Annotated in this window: 13 protein-coding genes; 9 read left to right on the top strand and 4 right to left on the bottom strand. The window is 31.3% G+C overall.

Annotated features, from left to right (window positions below):
* Positions 1 to 1,068 carry a YncE family protein gene (locus tag H0I32_RS13615; protein WP_179314563.1) on the bottom strand — a complete coding sequence of 356 codons (1,068 nt, stop codon included), beginning with the start codon at positions 1,066 to 1,068 and terminating at the stop codon, positions 1 to 3.
* A gap of 342 nt (positions 1,069 to 1,410) precedes the next feature.
* Between H0I32_RS13615 and H0I32_RS13610 the strand changes: the two genes are divergently transcribed.
* The 7 genes from H0I32_RS13610 to H0I32_RS13580 all read left to right on the top strand — a co-directional run bounded on the left by H0I32_RS13610 (position 1,411) and on the right by H0I32_RS13580 (position 7,894).
* Positions 1,411 to 2,562 (top strand): ABC transporter substrate-binding protein, encoded by a 1,152-nt coding sequence (locus H0I32_RS13610; protein WP_179314564.1) that lies wholly within the window; start codon positions 1,411 to 1,413, stop codon positions 2,560 to 2,562.
* 47 nt (positions 2,563 to 2,609) lie between these two features.
* Positions 2,610 to 3,632, top strand: a complete 1,023-nt coding sequence (locus H0I32_RS13605; protein ID WP_179314565.1) for a FecCD family ABC transporter permease — start codon at positions 2,610 to 2,612, stop codon at positions 3,630 to 3,632.
* Between the two features lies 1 nt (position 3,633).
* Positions 3,634 to 4,428: an ABC transporter ATP-binding protein gene (locus tag H0I32_RS13600; RefSeq protein ID WP_179314566.1), complete on the top strand. Its 795-nt coding sequence runs from the start codon at positions 3,634 to 3,636 to the stop codon at positions 4,426 to 4,428.
* Positions 4,429 to 4,520: 92 nt separating this feature from the next.
* Positions 4,521 to 5,909, top strand: a complete 1,389-nt coding sequence (gene rmuC, locus H0I32_RS13595) for a DNA recombination protein RmuC (protein WP_179314567.1) — start codon at positions 4,521 to 4,523, stop codon at positions 5,907 to 5,909.
* 131 nt (positions 5,910 to 6,040) lie between these two features.
* Positions 6,041 to 6,652 (top strand): transcriptional regulator, encoded by a 612-nt coding sequence (locus H0I32_RS13590; protein WP_179314568.1) that lies wholly within the window; start codon positions 6,041 to 6,043, stop codon positions 6,650 to 6,652.
* Positions 6,649 to 7,365: a DUF3307 domain-containing protein gene (locus H0I32_RS13585; RefSeq protein ID WP_317167001.1), complete on the top strand. Its 717-nt coding sequence runs from the start codon at positions 6,649 to 6,651 to the stop codon at positions 7,363 to 7,365. The genes H0I32_RS13590 and H0I32_RS13585 overlap by 4 nt, the downstream gene beginning before the upstream one ends.
* On the top strand, positions 7,358 to 7,894 hold the full coding sequence (locus H0I32_RS13580; RefSeq protein WP_179314569.1) for an acyl-CoA thioesterase: 537 nt from the start codon (positions 7,358 to 7,360) through the stop codon (positions 7,892 to 7,894). The genes H0I32_RS13585 and H0I32_RS13580 overlap by 8 nt, the downstream gene beginning before the upstream one ends.
* A gap of 85 nt (positions 7,895 to 7,979) precedes the next feature.
* Here the strand turns inward: H0I32_RS13580 and H0I32_RS13575 are convergent, their stop codons facing one another.
* On the bottom strand, positions 7,980 to 9,452 hold the full coding sequence (locus tag H0I32_RS13575) for a T9SS type A sorting domain-containing protein (protein WP_179314570.1): 1,473 nt from the start codon (positions 9,450 to 9,452) through the stop codon (positions 7,980 to 7,982).
* A 303-nt stretch (positions 9,453 to 9,755) separates the two neighbouring features.
* Between H0I32_RS13575 and H0I32_RS13570 the strand changes: the two genes are divergently transcribed.
* Positions 9,756 to 10,316 (top strand): type 1 glutamine amidotransferase domain-containing protein, encoded by a 561-nt coding sequence (locus H0I32_RS13570; protein WP_173588397.1) that lies wholly within the window; start codon positions 9,756 to 9,758, stop codon positions 10,314 to 10,316.
* A gap of 96 nt (positions 10,317 to 10,412) precedes the next feature.
* On the opposite strand, the gene H0I32_RS13565 is transcribed toward H0I32_RS13570, so the two are convergent.
* Positions 10,413 to 11,345 (bottom strand): peptidylprolyl isomerase, encoded by a 933-nt coding sequence (locus H0I32_RS13565; protein WP_179314571.1) that lies wholly within the window; start codon positions 11,343 to 11,345, stop codon positions 10,413 to 10,415.
* A gap of 944 nt (positions 11,346 to 12,289) precedes the next feature.
* Between H0I32_RS13565 and H0I32_RS13560 the strand changes: the two genes are divergently transcribed.
* A complete protein-coding gene (locus H0I32_RS13560) occupies positions 12,290 to 12,739 on the top strand; it encodes a hypothetical protein (protein WP_179314572.1) in 450 nt (149 codons plus the stop codon).
* Between the two features lie 891 nt (positions 12,740 to 13,630).
* On the opposite strand, the gene recQ is transcribed toward H0I32_RS13560, so the two are convergent.
* Positions 13,631 to 15,832, bottom strand: a complete 2,202-nt coding sequence (recQ, locus tag H0I32_RS13555; protein ID WP_173588209.1) for a DNA helicase RecQ — start codon at positions 15,830 to 15,832, stop codon at positions 13,631 to 13,633.
* Positions 15,833 to 15,902 lie beyond the last annotated feature (70 nt).

The following is a 15,902-nucleotide window of genomic DNA, read 5'->3' as shown; positions in this document are numbered from 1 at the left end:
TTAGTTAAAATAGATTTTTGAAGCTAATACTCCAACACTAAACGTATTCATTTCTGTTCCTGACACTAAATCATAAACCAATAAAGTACTATTTCCAGAAAAGCTAGCATTTGCATCTGTAACAAATAATTGATTATCATCAACAGATAAACCATAAGCATTAGCTGTCGTTATACCAAATAAAGAAGATATTGGTAAACTTGTAGCATTATCCGTTAAACCATAGACTTCATTATTTAAAATATAATAAGCAGTACCATCTTCATAAGCCATTAAACTTGGGTGCTCACCTGTAGGAAATTCTAAGTTAGAAATTATAGAATTATCACTTAAATCAATTCTTGTAATTGCTGCTTCAGTTTCAACAGGTGGTGTTAACCAAGATTGATCAGCACCAGAACTCAATACTAATAAATCTCCAGATTCATCTATAAACATTTCATCTGGCACATCATTTACGGTTATTGTTTCAACTGTATTATCCGCTATATTAATCACAGAAATCACATTATTAAGACCATAACCACCTTTATGAGATACATAAAGTTTATCCGATGCTTCTAAAACTTGTTCTGGACCTTCAGAAACAGAAATTGTAGAAATTACGGTATTAGAAGTTAAATCAATTACTGCAACATAATCATCTGTTGCATCAAAAGGATCTCCCCAATCTGATACATAAGCTGTATTATCTTCAAAAGCAATATATCTTGGTGTTGTTAAACCTGTAGAAATAGTTGCTAATTTTTCGAATGTGTAACGATTAACAACTGTAATTGTTCCTGCATCTGCAACGATATATGCCTTATCCTCATCAAAACCTATAGATTGTAAATACACATCTGTAGCTTCATTGTTGACATTAAAATAAATTTCATTTTCTGATGACATTAAGTCTTCAGAAATAAAAGATATTGAGCTTGGTGACGAAAAAGACCCTTCTCCACTAACTATAATTCCATCTTCATAAGCACCTAAAGGCTCCGTTGATATATTATCATCATTGTCTTCCGAACATGAAACGATAAATAATGACATTGCAAAAATTGATAAAATGACTTTTTTCATTGTAATTGGTTTAAAAATTATATTGAATTTGAAACTTAAAATTAATATCATAACTCAACCTAGAGTTCCCAAAGATTTTCAGCATAAAACTTATAGTTATTGAAAAAATCCTTGATTTGAAAATAATTTGTTGACAAACATAAACTTTTAAAGACCTCTAAAACTTGATTAAAGTCACTTTTTTTTATTCATTTTATAGATAAGATAAATAAACCCAATTAAAAAATGCGCTATGATTACACCTGAAATGATATATAGTGTTAAATTTGAATTGTCTCTCATGACTGTATTTTTAACAAAATTACCGATTCATTAAATAAACATTAGTTACAAAGGTTACATATGAAAATCATTAAATTCTTCATTCTACTACTTATCGTTAGTGCATGTAAAAATGAAACTAAAAACAACGAGTCAAATACATTAGATAGCATAACAGCAACAGAGACTCCTCTAAAATATGCTGAAGGTTTTAAAATCTCACAATCTAACAATCTAAAAACTATAGAAATAACAAAACCCTGGCCAAAGGCTGAAAAAAAATACACCTATTTAGTACTCACTAAAGAGCAAGCTGCGAAAACAACTTACAATAAAAATGATTATGATGGCGTAATAATTACCCCAATCACAAAAATGGTGGTGACTTCTACAACACATATTCCCGCTTTAGAACTTCTAAATATTGAAGATAAATTAGTGGGATTCCCAGGTACAAATTATGTATCATCAGAGAAAACCAGAAAATTAATAGACGATAACAAAGTAAGAGAACTCGGTAAAAACGAAGGTATAAATACCGAGGTTTTATTAGAACTAAACCCTGATGTTGTCATTGGATTTGGAGTAGATGGTGTAAACAAAACCTTTGAAACTATTAAAAAAGTAGGCATTCCTGTTATTTATAATGGTGATTGGGTAGAGTCTTCTGCCTTAGCAAAAGCGGAATGGATAAAATTATTTGGTGCGCTTTTTAATAAAGAAAAAGAAGCCGATTCTATCTTTAATAAAATTGAAAAAGACTACTTAGAGGCTAAAGAAATCGCTAAACAAGTTGATTTTCAACCTACTGTTTTTAGTGGTGCGTTATATAAAGATGTATGGTATCTTCCAAATGGTTCTAGTGCAGAAGCTCAATTTCTAAAAGATGCCAATGTTAATTATTTATGGAGCGACACTACAGGTAATGGTAGTTTAGCTTTAAGTTTTGAAGCCGTATTAAATAAAGCCAAAATGGCTGACATATGGTTAAGTCCATCTTATTATACCAGTTTAAAACAACTTGAAGAAGCCAACGCATTATATACTAATTTTGAAGCCTTCAAAAAACAAAATATTTATAGCTTTTCTAACACTACAGGAGCAACTGGTGGTGTATTGTATTATGAATTAGGCTCTGCAAGACCCGATTTAGTTTTAAAAGATTTAATTAAAGTTTGCCACCCAGAATTGTTGCAAGATTATACACCTTATTTTTTCAAAAAATTAAAATAAAACGTTGAGAGTTTCAAGATTAAAAAATCTAAAAGCTCTACTTATTAATGAAAACCAACTACACATATCAATTTATAATTTTAGCTGTTATTCTGTTGTTTTGTTTTGTACTTAACATAAGTCTTGGTTCTATCAGTATTCCATTTTCAGAAGTTCTTAAAAGCTTATGCTCTACAACTGATAATGATACTTGGCAAGTTATTATTATGGAATTTAGACTCCCTAAAGCACTCACTGCAATTATGGTGGGTTCAGGTCTAGGAATTTCAGGATTATTAATGCAGACATTGTTTAGAAACCCCTTAGCAGGTCCTTTTGTTCTAGGTATCAGCTCTGGTGCTAGTTTAGGTGTTGCCATAGTTATTTTAGGTTCAGGGCTTTTTGGTGGCTTATTTGCTACAGCACTTATTGCTAAATGGAGCATTGTTATCGCTGCTAGTTTAGGTAGTTTTTTAGTGCTACTTGCTGTTTTAGCGGTTTCAAACAAAGTGAGAGATACTATGGCTATTTTAATTATTGGGTTAATGTTTGGAAGCATTACCTCTGCTGTTGTTAGTGTTTTATCTTACTTCAGCTCTGCAGAACAATTGCAACAATATGTATTTTGGGGCTTTGGAAGTTTAAGTAACTTATCTTGGTACGAACTTTTAATTTTCTTTATCATTTACGCTGTTGGACTGCTATTAAGTATAGCCTCTATAAAAGGACTAAACAGTTTATTATTAGGTGATAATTATGCGAAAAGTTTAGGGTTAAATTTAAAACAAAGTCGACTCATTATCATTTTAGCAACAAGTTTAATTGCCGGAACAATTACGGCATTCTCTGGCCCAATTGCATTTATTGGTTTGGCTATTCCGCATTTAACAAGACAGCTTTTTAAAACAACAAATCATAAAATATTATTACCTGCTGTATTTTTATTTGGTGCTATTGTAATGTTAATTTGCGATAGTATAGCACAAGTTCCTGGAAGTGACTACACCTTACCAATTAATGCCATAACCGCTTTAGTTGGTGCGCCTGTTGTAATTTGGCTATTAGTTAAACAACGAAAAATGATGTTTTAAAATGAAAAAAGAAACATCACATAGCATACTAAAAGCAAAACAACTTTCTATAGGGTACAAAACCAAGAAGGCTGAAACCTTAATTGCTTCAAATATTAATTTTGAATTGCAAAAAGGACAATTAATTGGCTTGGTGGGGGCTAATGGCATAGGGAAATCAACCTTATTAAGAACCTTAATTAAGGTACAACCTGAATTATCTGGTTCTATTTATTTAAAAAATAAGGAACTTAAAACAACCTCTATTTCAGAACTCGCTAAACAATTAAGCATTGTTTTAACCGAACCTTTAACGTCTAAAAACTTATCAGTTTTCGAATTGGTGTCTTTAGGTCGTCATCCTTATACCAATTGGATAGGAAACCTCACGGAGTCAGACACAACGATTATAAATAATGCTTTAACGCTCGTAAATATTTCAGAACTGAAAGACAAAAAGTGTTACGAACTTAGTGATGGACAATTACAAAAAGTAATGATTGCACGCGCTTTAGCACAAGATACAGATGTAATTGTTTTAGACGAACCAACGTCGCATCTCGATATGTATCATAAGGCTTACATTTTAAAACTGCTTCAAAAATTAACTAAAGAAACAGGTAAAACAATTTTGTTTTCTTCTCACGAAATTGACCTAGCGATTCAACTTTGCGACACCATGATTGTAATGACCAAAGATCATGTGGTTTGCGATCAACCTTGTAATTTAATTTCTAAAGGTATTTTTAATTCTCTTTTCCCAAAAGACTTAATTGTTTTTGATGAGATTACAGGAAGCTTTCGTGTGACGAAGTAGACTGAAAATTTTAACATTCAACATTTATTTCATTTTCTTCTTATTCATTTTTCAACATTAAAAATTATCTTTGATTCATATCCTTTTCAATTATGAACAACACCATCATTCTTTTTATAGCCAGTCTTGTTTCTGCAAGTATTGGTGCTTTCATCGGGCTTAAATTTGCGCAATTGAAAAGTAAAAGTGATAAAAGCACACTTGAAGAACGCAATGCAAATCTTCAGCTACAACTCAATGAAGTTAAAAAAGCTTCGGAAATAGAGAGCGAAAAACAACTTCAATATTTCAATCAACAATTAACGGCATCTAAAGAAAACAGTTCTAAAATAGAATCGGAACGTGAAGAAATTAGAAGAGAAAAAGATTTTTTGAATGCAGAGCTTTCAAGACGGAATACAGAGTTCGAAAACTTAAAACAACAAAATCAAAAACGTGATGAAGAGTTTGTAACACAACAAGAACAACTTCGAAAAGATTTTGAATTAATGGCTTCAAAAATCTTAGAAGAGAAATCAGAAAAATTCACACTTCAGAATAAAGAAAACATAAAAAGTATTTTAAATCCGCTTGAAGAAAAAATAAAAACCTTTGAGAAAAAAGTAGATGATACACAAAAGGAAAGTATCAGTATGCATTCGGCTTTAAAAGAGCAACTTTTAGGTTTAAAAGACCTGAATCAGCAAATGACAAAAGAAGCCACCAACCTTACAAGAGCTTTAAAAGGCGATAGTAAAACACAAGGTAATTGGGGCGAATTGGTATTAGAGCGCGTTTTAGAAAAATCAGGATTAGAAAAAGATAGGGAGTATTTTGTACAGCAAAATTTTCAGCGCGAAGATGGTTCTCGTGTACTACCAGATGTGGTGTTACACCTTCCGGATTCTAAAAAAATGATTATTGATTCTAAAGTTTCACTAACGGCATACGAACAATTTGTTAACGCAGAAGATGAGGAACGTCCGCTATTTTTAAAAGCACATGTGAATTCTATAAAGAAACATGTAGACCAACTGTCAGCTAAGAATTACCAAGATCTATATGATATTGAATCACCAGACTTTGTACTGATGTTTATTCCTATTGAACCTGCTTTTGCTGTAGCTATAAATGAAGATAATTCTCTTTATAATAAAGCGTTTGAGCAGAACATTGTTATTGTCACCCCTTCTACCCTTTTAGCAACATTACGTACTGTTGATTCTATGTGGAATAACGAAAAACAACAACAAAATGCCATTGAAATAGCAAAACAAGCAGGAGCTTTGTATGATAAATTTGAAGGTTTAGTCATCGATTTAACGAGTGTTGGTAAAAAGATAGATGCTGCTAAAAGTGATTATTCTTCTGCGATGAACAAACTTGTTGATGGTAAAGGCAACTTGATTACCAGAGTTGAAAAAATAAAAAAAATGGGTGCTAAAGCTAAAAAAGCACTTCCTGAAAGTATTATAAAACGTGCTTCAGAAGACGATTTATAAAATATGCCTATAATTAAGCATAATCTATATTATGCCTTTAAAACAAAATAATTAAAATTATGCCCTTAAAAAGGAATATACTTGTTTATTCCATAAATAAGGAATATATTTGATATATTAATAGTTTAATTATGACGAGTATTATTACTGGAGATATTATAAAATCGCGTCAAGCCACAAACGAAGAACTGTGGCTTACACCTCTAAAGTCTGCTTTAGCTCAAATAACTACAGATACTAATTTTTACGATATCTATAGAGGAGACAGCTTTCAATTAGAATGTACAACTATTGAGGATAGCTTTAGAAACGCCGTTTATATAAAAGCATGTCTAAAATCTGTTAAAAATTTAGATGTACGTATGTCTATTGGTATTGGCACAAAAGATTATCAAGGAGATTCTGTTAGCGAGTCTAACGGCGAAGCCTTTATCTATTCTGGTGAAACTTTTGAAACTTTAAAAAAAGACAAACAAAACCTTAAAATAAAAACGAAAGACAACATCTTAAATAAAGAAATTAATCTTTATTTTAGGCTATCGCTTATTGCTATGGATAATTGGACGGTCAATTCTGCAGAAATTGTAAAACTCAGCTTAGAACATCCTAACATGATTCAAACAGAATTAGCTAAAATTATTGGCATTAACCAAGATGCTGTAAGTAAGCGTCAAAAGCGTGCCTATTTAGACGAAATATTAGATTTAGACCGTTTATACAGACAAAAAATTAGCCAACTATGATGTTATTAATTTTAAAATTGACCTTAGCGCATCTCATTGCTGATTTTTTTATGCAACCTGATAAATGGGTTAAAGCAAAAGAGAGAAAAAAACTAAAATCAGTTTGGCTGTATGTCCATGCTAGTATTCATATCGCCTTGATGTTTATAATTGTATGGGATTTAAGTTACACCTTATTAATATTAAGTATTGGTGCTTTACATCTCATTATTGACGGAGCTAAGCTTTTACTTCAACATAAAAAAACAAAACGTTTATACTTTTTTATAGATCAACTTTTACATATCGTTTCTATTATAGGTTTAACAATCTTATTCTCTGAAGGAGATTTACCATTTACCTTTTCTTTTAGTTCTCATTTTCTATTATTGGTCATTTGTGCTGCTTTTTTAACGACACCGACTTCTATAATAATGAAAATTATATTTTCTAAATGGAACATTACTAAAATTACAAAAGACAAAGAATCTTTAAAAGATGCCGGAACCTACATTGGTATATTAGAGCGCTTGTTAGTCTTTATATTTATTGCGACTGATCATTGGGAAGCTGTTGGTTTTTTAATCACAGCAAAATCTGTTTTTAGATTTGGTGATCTTACCGCTTCTGGAGAACGAAAACTAACGGAATACATTTTAATTGGTACACTTATAAGTTTTGGAATCGCTATACTTGTAAGCCTACTTTACTTAAATTTAAAAATATATGTTTAAATCAATAAAAGAATCAAAAATTGAAATTTCAGAACTCATGTTACCTTCTAACACTAATTTTGGTGGTAAAATTCATGGAGGTTATATCTTAAGTTTAATGGATCAAATTGCCTTTGCATGTGCATCTAAGCATTCAAGAAGTTATTGTGTAACTGCTTCTGTTGATAAAGTAAACTTCTTAAGACCTATTGAAGTTGGAGAATTGGTAACCATGAAGGCCTCTATTAATTATGTCGGTAAATCGTCTATGGTTGTTGGGATTAGAGTTGAAGCTGAAAACATTAGAACAGGAAATATAAAACATTGTAATTCGTCTTATTTCACAATGGTGGCTGTTAATGAAAATGGAAAAACAGAATCTGTTCCTGGACTTGTTATAAGTTCTAAAATTGAAGCCAAACGTTTTATTAGAGCGATAAAACGACGTGAAGATGATATTAAAAAAGATGAATATCTCAGTGAAATCTACAAAAATGTGGATCAATACTTAGAAATCTTAAATGATTATAGAGTTAAAATAGAGATTTAAAACAAAAAGCCATTTCAATAAAGAAATGGCTTTTTTAATTTTAAGTTCTAAAAAATATTTATTTAGAACAAAATATATTCTAAAATTAGTTAATAACTAATTTCTTTGTTGCTTTAGTACTTTCTCCATTTAATTCTAATAAATAAATACCCGAATTTAATTCCAAAAACATAGCATTCTCACCAATTTTAAGAGCTTTTTGCATGATTAGTTTTCCATCAAGACTATACACATTCATTTGGTTAAATGACATATTATTAGATAAAGTCAATTGACCAGAAGTTGGATTAGGATAAATTGAAATAGTATTCTGAGTTATTTCATCTACACTTAAGAAACCACAATTTACAGGATCGAAAGTTACCAATCCTAAACTAGAGATATCATTTTCGTGTACAATTACAGCTTCTGCATCTGCTAGTGTGTTAGGAGTATTTTCTTCATCCCAACAATTATGCATAGCAGAAATAGCATTACTCGTATTGTTATAAAGTGCATAGATAACACCTCCATTACCATTTTCTGAAAATACATTTTCACCAATATTTTCATCATTATCTCCTAAATTAATAGAAGCAGAACCAATAACTGTTATTCCCCATAAGTTACGACGTATTTCATTTCCACTCGCAATAACTTCCATATCTGAAGTAGACGAATTTAAAGAGATACCACTTCCACCTAAATTAGGACTATTTTGAGAATCATTATCTTCAATAATATTATTTCTGATATAAGCAAAAGAATTACCACCAACAACGGTAAGACCATAGCGGTTATCTCTAATAATATTATCATCAATGATGACATTTATAAAACCATCTACAAAATTAGAAACTGCAATTCCTCCTACTTGATCTAAAGTACGATCACCTATAATAGTATTCTGAATGATTTCTAAAGGTTCATCTTCCATTGTTGTCCCCATATTAATTTGAGGTCTATTAGAATTATCTTTATTATTACCTTCAATATAATTATTAAAGATATAAGCAGAAACTTCACTATTGGCTCCAGAACTTATTGCTGCAGTATCATTAAATGTAATGGTGTTGTTTGTTATTTGCGCTCTACCTCTAAGAAGAGAAATAACACTTCCTGTAGAAACACCAGACACATTATTAGTAACTAAACAATTATTGATTGTAAATGTTTCCGTAAGCACACGCAAGCCACCACCATATTCTATAGTTGCGTTTTGAATGTTAATATCAGAAAGTTGCTCAAAACGAAAACCTTCATAAGGCATTGTAGGATCAATAGCTGTAAACACAACATTTTCTCCATTAACAGTAAAGTTTCCAAAAATGGTAATTAATAAATTTTCACCGATTTCTAAAGTTAAGTCCGAATCGATAAGAAGTGTATCACTTGCAGAAATAATAAGTTCATCTACTAATGTATAAGTCGAACCTGATACAGAAATTGTAGATGGACTTAAAGTAACAAGATCATCTAAGCTGTAAGTGACTCCGGTATCTGGAGTGGTATAACCTTGAGCTGAAAGCATCGCAATGACACTAATGTTTGCTAAAAGACTGAGTAAAAATTTTTTCATAAATAAATTGATTTTAGTTGCCATAAAACTATAAAAAATATTACAAAAACAACATTCAAAATCGTTTTCTTTATAAGAATTTTCTTATAAGTATATATTTAGAAATATAAAAATTATAATATTTTAAAATCGAAATCTGTTAAATGCTTTAACTTATTTTCTACATTTTAACAAGTAGCATACTTCATTTAACATCTAGTATTAAACTGAAGTTAAGCCTCTTTCAAAATTAGCTACAACGCAATACATCCTTTATCTTAGTGATAGTTAAAATGAATAATAATTTAAAAAATAAAATCACAAATGGAAAATTTAAAAAGAAAGACAGTTGCAATTTTAGCAACAAATGGATTTGAGGAAAGTGAATTAAAAGAACCAATGGATGCTTTAAAAGAAGCTGGAGCTGACGTTCATATCATCTCAGATAAATCAGGAAAAATTAAAGGATGGCAAAACGGTAATTGGAGTAATGAATATGATGTTGATAAAACATTAAATGAAGCTTCTGAAGCAGATTATAATGCTTTAATGTTACCTGGAGGCGTTATGAATCCAGATACTTTAAGACAAAATAAAGAAGCCGTTAATTTTGTAAAAGCCTTCTTCAAGAATAAAAAACCCGTTGCTGCAATTTGCCACGCACCATGGTTGTTAGCAGAAGCTGATGTATTAAAGGGACGTAAAATCACCTCTTATGGCTCTATTAAGCAAGATATGATTAATGCCGGTGCTGAATGGGAAGATAGCGAAGTTGTTGTAGATCATGGATTAGTAACAAGTAGAAACCCAAATGATTTACCTGCGTTTAATGCTAAGTTAATAGAAGAAGTTTATGAAGGTAAACATCAATTGCAAACCGCATAATACTAACATTATAAAAACAAAAAAGCGAACTTTAAAAAGTTCGCTTTTTTTTATGATTAAAACTTCAATTTAAAAATTGAGTTTTTAAACTAATGATTATTTAGTCCCCATTAATTCAACATCAAATACTAAAGTTGCATCTGGTGGAATTACACCACCTGCACCTGCAGAACCGTATGCTAAATCACTAGGAATTACTAAACGAGCTTTATCACCAACGTTTAATAAACAAATTCCTTCATCCCAACCAGAAATAACCTGACCAACTCCTACTTGAAAATCTAATGGCGAGTTTCTTTTGTAAGACGAATCAAAAACAGTCCCGTCTGCTAACTGACCTTTATAATGTACAGAAACCATTTGTCCTTTCTCTGCTTTTTTACCGTCTCCTTTTTGAATGATTTTATAACGTAAACCAGAAGCCGTTTCTTCAAAACCAAGAGCTAATTTATCTAACTCAGCTCTTGCTGCTTCACGCTCTGCTGCAACACGCTTTTCACGAGAACCTTCAAATGTTCTAAAAGCTTCAATAGCATTAAATTTTTCTGCTGCTTCTCCTTGTCTTACAATTTCTAAACTATCAACAGTATCACCTTGAGCAATAGCATCAACAATATCTTGTCCTTCAACTACATTTCCAAAAACAGTATGTTTACCATCTAACCAGTCGGTAGCAACGTGAGTAATATAAAATTGACTACCGTTTGTACCAGGACCAGAATTTGCCATAGCTAAAACACCAGGCCCACTATGTCTTAAATCGGGATGAAACTCATCGTCAAATTTATAACCTGGGTTTCCAGTACCTGTACCTTGTGGACAACCACCTTGAATCATAAAATCAGGAATTACTCTGTGGAATTTTAAGCCATCATAGTAAGGTGTTCCTTGTGGCTTCACCGAATTTTCTAAATTACCTTCAGCTAAAGCTACAAAATTACCTACCGTTCCCGGAGCTTTTTCGAACTCTAAATTTACTAATATCTCACCTTTTGAAGTGTTGAATTTTGCGTATAAACCGTCTTGCATTGTCTGTGTTTTTATTTGAAGTTGCAAAGATAGTGAATTGAAAGTTTAGAACATAAAGCCAAAAGTTTAAAGCCTATGATTCTGAAAATATTATAAATTGTTTAACAATAATCCGTCAGTTCGAGTAAAATATTAATTGAAGCAAAGCGGAAATTTATATTTTATATCAAGAACCATTAACACTTAACACAAATAAAAACCAAGAATCAAATAATCACAAACAACGTCAGTTCGAGTGAAGTGTAAATTAAAGCACAGCGGAAATTTATATTTCGTATCGAGAACTATTAACACACATAACAACAAATAAAAACCGAAAATCAAATAATCACAAACAACGTCAGTTCGAGTGAAATATAAATTAAAACACAGCGGAAATTTATATTTCGTATCGAGAACCATTCAGTACTCTTAACACAAATAAAAAAACAAGAATCAAATAATCACAAACAACGTCAGTTCGAGTAAAATATTAATTGAAGCGCAGCTGAAATTTATATTTCGTATCGAGAACTATTAACACACATAACAACAAATAAAACCGAAAATCAAATAATTACAAACAACGTCAGTTCGAGTGAAGTGTAAATTAAAGCACAGCGGAAATTTATATTTTGTATCGAGAACCATTCAGTACTCTTAACACAAATAAAAAAACCGAAAATCAAATAATCACAAATAACGTCAGTTCGAGTGAAATGTAAATTAAAGCACAGCGGAAATTTATATTTTGTATCGAGAACCATTCAGTACTCTTAACACAAATTAAAACCAAAAATCAAATAATCACAAACAACGTCAGTTCGAGTGAAATTTAAATTAAACAAAGTGAAGATTTAAATTTTGTATCGAGAACAATCCTTAATAACTTACTATCAAATGAAGACGATTATAAAATTGGGGATTTAAATTAATAGAGTTAGTTTTGAAAAAAAATCACAAATATGGCATTTTCATTATCTCAACTTTTTGGTACTAAATCTTCTAAATCTAATGATTCTATTGAAGCTATTATTAATGATGTAGAAAATAATCCTTTTGGTGTTGCAGACACAAATGTTCTTTTTGCGGGTTTAAATGAATTAGGAGGCTATCATTTCTTTCAAACTGTAATTGTAGGAGACCTCAATGTAAAATGTAAAAATGGAGCAAAACTCACATTTATTGGTGATGATTTTAAATTAAAATTAGAAGCTGACATGCCTGAATTTGAATCTGAAAGTTCAGAAGTTAAAGGAAGACATATTACAAAAATTGATTTTCAGATTGAAGAAAGTGAAGTGCAAAAATTAGATAGCGCAACACTTAGAAGCATTCAAATTAAAGTAAAAAAACACGATATTTCATTCAGTAAATATATCGTTATAGAAGAAATCTCTGACGAAGAAGAATAGTTATAAAACAAATTACAAAACGTCAGTTCGAGTGAAATTTAAATTGAAGCACAGCAAAAATTTATATTTTGTATCGAGAACTATTCAATACAAATATCAAAAACTGATATCCAAATAGACATAAAAAAACGTCAGTTCGAGTGAAATTTAAATTGAAGCACAGTGAAAATTTATATTTTGTATCGAGAACCATTCAAGACAAATACCAAAAACTGATATCCAAATAGACATAAAAAAACGTCAGTTCGAGTGAAATTTAAATTGAAGCACAGCGGAAATTTATATGTTGTATCGAGAACCATTCAAGACAAATACCAAAAACTGATATCCAAATAGACATAAAAAAACGTCAGTTCGAGTGAAATATAAATTGAAGCACAGTGAAAATTTATATTTTGTATCGAGAACCATTCAAGACAAATACCAAAAACTGATATCCAAATAGACATAAAAAAACGTCAGTTCGAGTGAAATTTAAATTGAAGCACAGCGAAAATTTATATGTTGTATCGAGAACAGCTTAAAAACACAAACTATTCTCGATTCAAAATACTTAATTTCAATCTAATAAAGATTATAAACTGTATATAATAACGTCAGTTCGAGTAAAATTTAAATAAAACGCAGTGAAGGTTTAAATTTTGTATCGAGAACCATTCAAGACAAATACCAAAAACTGATATCCAAATAGACATAAAAAAACGTCAGTTCGAGTGAAATTTAAATTGAAGCACAGCGGAAATTTATATTTCGTATCGAGAACCATTCAAGACAAATACCAAAAACTGATATTCAAACAGACACAAAAAAAACGTCAGTTCTACTTAATTCAATAAATTAAGTAGAACTGACGAAAGTTATATAATTGAGTTTGCTTACTAAAATTGAACTTTAATTAGCCACTTCACTCATAAATTTAATACGATACAAACGTAATTCTTCATCATCATAATCACCATCAAACTCTTCAATAGCATCGTCTATCTTATCACTTTCAGTTTCCATGAAATAATCATGAATTTCTTCTTGTTGATCTTCATCTAAAATATCATCAATCCAATAGTTAATGTTCAACTTCGTTCCAGAAAAAACAATAGCTTCCATTTCCTTTATAAACTTAGACATGCTCATACCCTTAGACGTAGCAATATCATCCAATGGTAATTTTCGATCTACATTCTGAATAATATATAATTTTATGGCAGAGTTCGTTCCTGTTGATTTTACAACCATATCTTCTGGTCGTAATATGTCATTATCTTCTACATAATCAGCAATTAAACCTACAAAATCTTTACCGTATTTTTTAGCTTTACTCTCACCAACACCGTGTACATTGTTCAGCTCTTCAATAGTGATAGGATATTTTAAAGCCATATCTTCTAATGAAGGATCTTGAAAAATAACAAATGGAGGCACTCCTAACTTTTTAGCATTACGCTTACGTAAGTCTTTAAGCATTCCCATTAATTTCTCATCAGCTACAGCTCCACCGCCTCGTGTATTGGTTATAATACCGTCGTTAGAATCTTCATCAAAAACATGGTCTTCTGCCATCATAAAAGAAACTGGGTTTTCAATAAAGTCTTTTCCTGTAGCGCTCAATCTTAAAACACCATAGGTTTCAATATCTTTCTTTAAATAGCGAGCCACCAATACTTGACGGATCAGAGCCATCCAATAACGTGGATCTTTAGTTTTTCCGATTCCGAAAAAGGGCTGTTGATCCGTTTTATGAGAAGAAATCAATGCATTTGCATTCCCTACTAATACTTGTACTAAATCTTTAGCTTTATATTTTTCATTCGTTTTTGCAACAGTTTCTAAAAGGATTTTAACATCATCTTGTGCTTCTACTTGCTTTTTAGGATGACGAACATTATCATCCATGTCACCACCATCACCGGTTTCATTATCAAATTCTTCACCAAAATAATGAAGAATAAATTTACGTCTAGACACCGACGTTTCAGAGAAAGCAACCACTTCTTGTAAGAGAGCATGACCAATTTCTTGTTCTGCTACAGGTTTACCTGCCATAAACTTCTCAAGTTTTTCTATATCCTTATAAGCATAATAAGCTAAACAATGACCTTCACCTCCATCTCGACCTGCTCGCCCTGTTTCTTGATAATAACTTTCTATACTTTTAGGAATATCATGGTGAATTACAAAACGCACATCCGGTTTGTCAATTCCCATTCCGAAGGCAATCGTAGCAACCACAACATCGGTATCTTCCATTAAGAACATATCTTGGTGCTTTACTCGTGTTTTAGCATCTAAACCGGCATGATAAGGAACGGCTTTAACACCATTAACTTGAAGTACTTGGGCTAAAGCTTCAACACGTTTACGACTTAAACAGTAAATAATACCCGATTTTCCTTCGTTCTGTTTTACAAAACGAATAATATCTGCATCTACGGTTTTTGTTTTAGGGCGTACCTCATAATATAAATTAGGTCTATTAAAGGACGCTTTAAATGTAATAGCTTTAGGCATTCCTAAACTCTTCAAAATATCTTCTTGAACTTTAGGTGTTGCCGTAGCAGTAAGACCAACGATAGGGATATCATCGCCAATACGCTTAATAATTGTCTTAAGGTTTCTGTATTCTGGCCTAAAATCATGACCCCATTCACTAATACAATGGGCTTCATCTACGGCCATAAAAGAAATCTTAACAGTCCTTAAAAAGTCAACGTATTCTTCTTTAGTTAAAGATTCTGGTGCTACATACAACAATTTTGTAATGCCATTTGTAATATCATCTTTAACACGTTTTATTTCTGTTTTATTCAAAGATGAATTTAAAACGTGCGCCACACCTTCATGTTCAGACACGGCCCTTATAGCATCAACTTGATTTTTCATCAACGCAATAAGTGGAGATACCACAATAGCAGTACCTTCTTTTATTAGCGCTGGGAGCTGATAACATAAAGATTTACCGCCTCCTGTTGGCATAATAACAAAAGTGTTATTACCTGCAACGACGTTCTTTATTACTTCTTCTTGAAGCCCCTTGAATTCTGAAAACCCAAAGTACTTTTTTAATGCGATGTGTAAGTCAATTTCTGCAATACTCATTAATCCCTATTGGTATTTTATATACATTTGCAACAAGTTTAAAGATAATAAATTCTTTAAACCAAAAAAA

The sequence above is a fragment of the Winogradskyella sp. HaHa_3_26 genome (genome assembly GCF_019278425.1).
Taxonomy (GTDB): domain Bacteria; phylum Bacteroidota; class Bacteroidia; order Flavobacteriales; family Flavobacteriaceae; genus Winogradskyella; species Winogradskyella undariae.
This window is presented reverse-complemented; position numbering and strand designations above follow the sequence as displayed.

Coding starts and splice junctions, on each gene's coding strand:
- H0I32_RS13610 (WP_179314564.1), top strand. CDS start 1,411: ATGAAAATCATTAAATTCTTCATTCTACTACTTATCGTTAGTGCATGT.
- H0I32_RS13560 (WP_179314572.1), top strand. CDS start 12,290: ATGGCATTTTCATTATCTCAACTTTTTGGTACTAAATCTTCTAAATCT.
- H0I32_RS13580 (WP_179314569.1), top strand. CDS start 7,358: ATGTTTAAATCAATAAAAGAATCAAAAATTGAAATTTCAGAACTCATG.
- H0I32_RS13600 (WP_179314566.1), top strand. CDS start 3,634: ATGAAAAAAGAAACATCACATAGCATACTAAAAGCAAAACAACTTTCT.
- recQ (WP_173588209.1), bottom strand. CDS start 15,832: ATGAGTATTGCAGAAATTGACTTACACATCGCATTAAAAAAGTACTTT.
- H0I32_RS13565 (WP_179314571.1), bottom strand. CDS start 11,345: ATGCAAGACGGTTTATACGCAAAATTCAACACTTCAAAAGGTGAGATA.
- H0I32_RS13575 (WP_179314570.1), bottom strand. CDS start 9,452: ATGAAAAAATTTTTACTCAGTCTTTTAGCAAACATTAGTGTCATTGCG.
- H0I32_RS13590 (WP_179314568.1), top strand. CDS start 6,041: ATGACGAGTATTATTACTGGAGATATTATAAAATCGCGTCAAGCCACA.
- rmuC (WP_179314567.1), top strand. CDS start 4,521: ATGAACAACACCATCATTCTTTTTATAGCCAGTCTTGTTTCTGCAAGT.
- H0I32_RS13585 (WP_317167001.1), top strand. CDS start 6,649: ATGATGTTATTAATTTTAAAATTGACCTTAGCGCATCTCATTGCTGAT.
- H0I32_RS13605 (WP_179314565.1), top strand. CDS start 2,610: ATGAAAACCAACTACACATATCAATTTATAATTTTAGCTGTTATTCTG.
- H0I32_RS13570 (WP_173588397.1), top strand. CDS start 9,756: ATGGAAAATTTAAAAAGAAAGACAGTTGCAATTTTAGCAACAAATGGA.
- H0I32_RS13615 (WP_179314563.1), bottom strand. CDS start 1,068: ATGAAAAAAGTCATTTTATCAATTTTTGCAATGTCATTATTTATCGTT.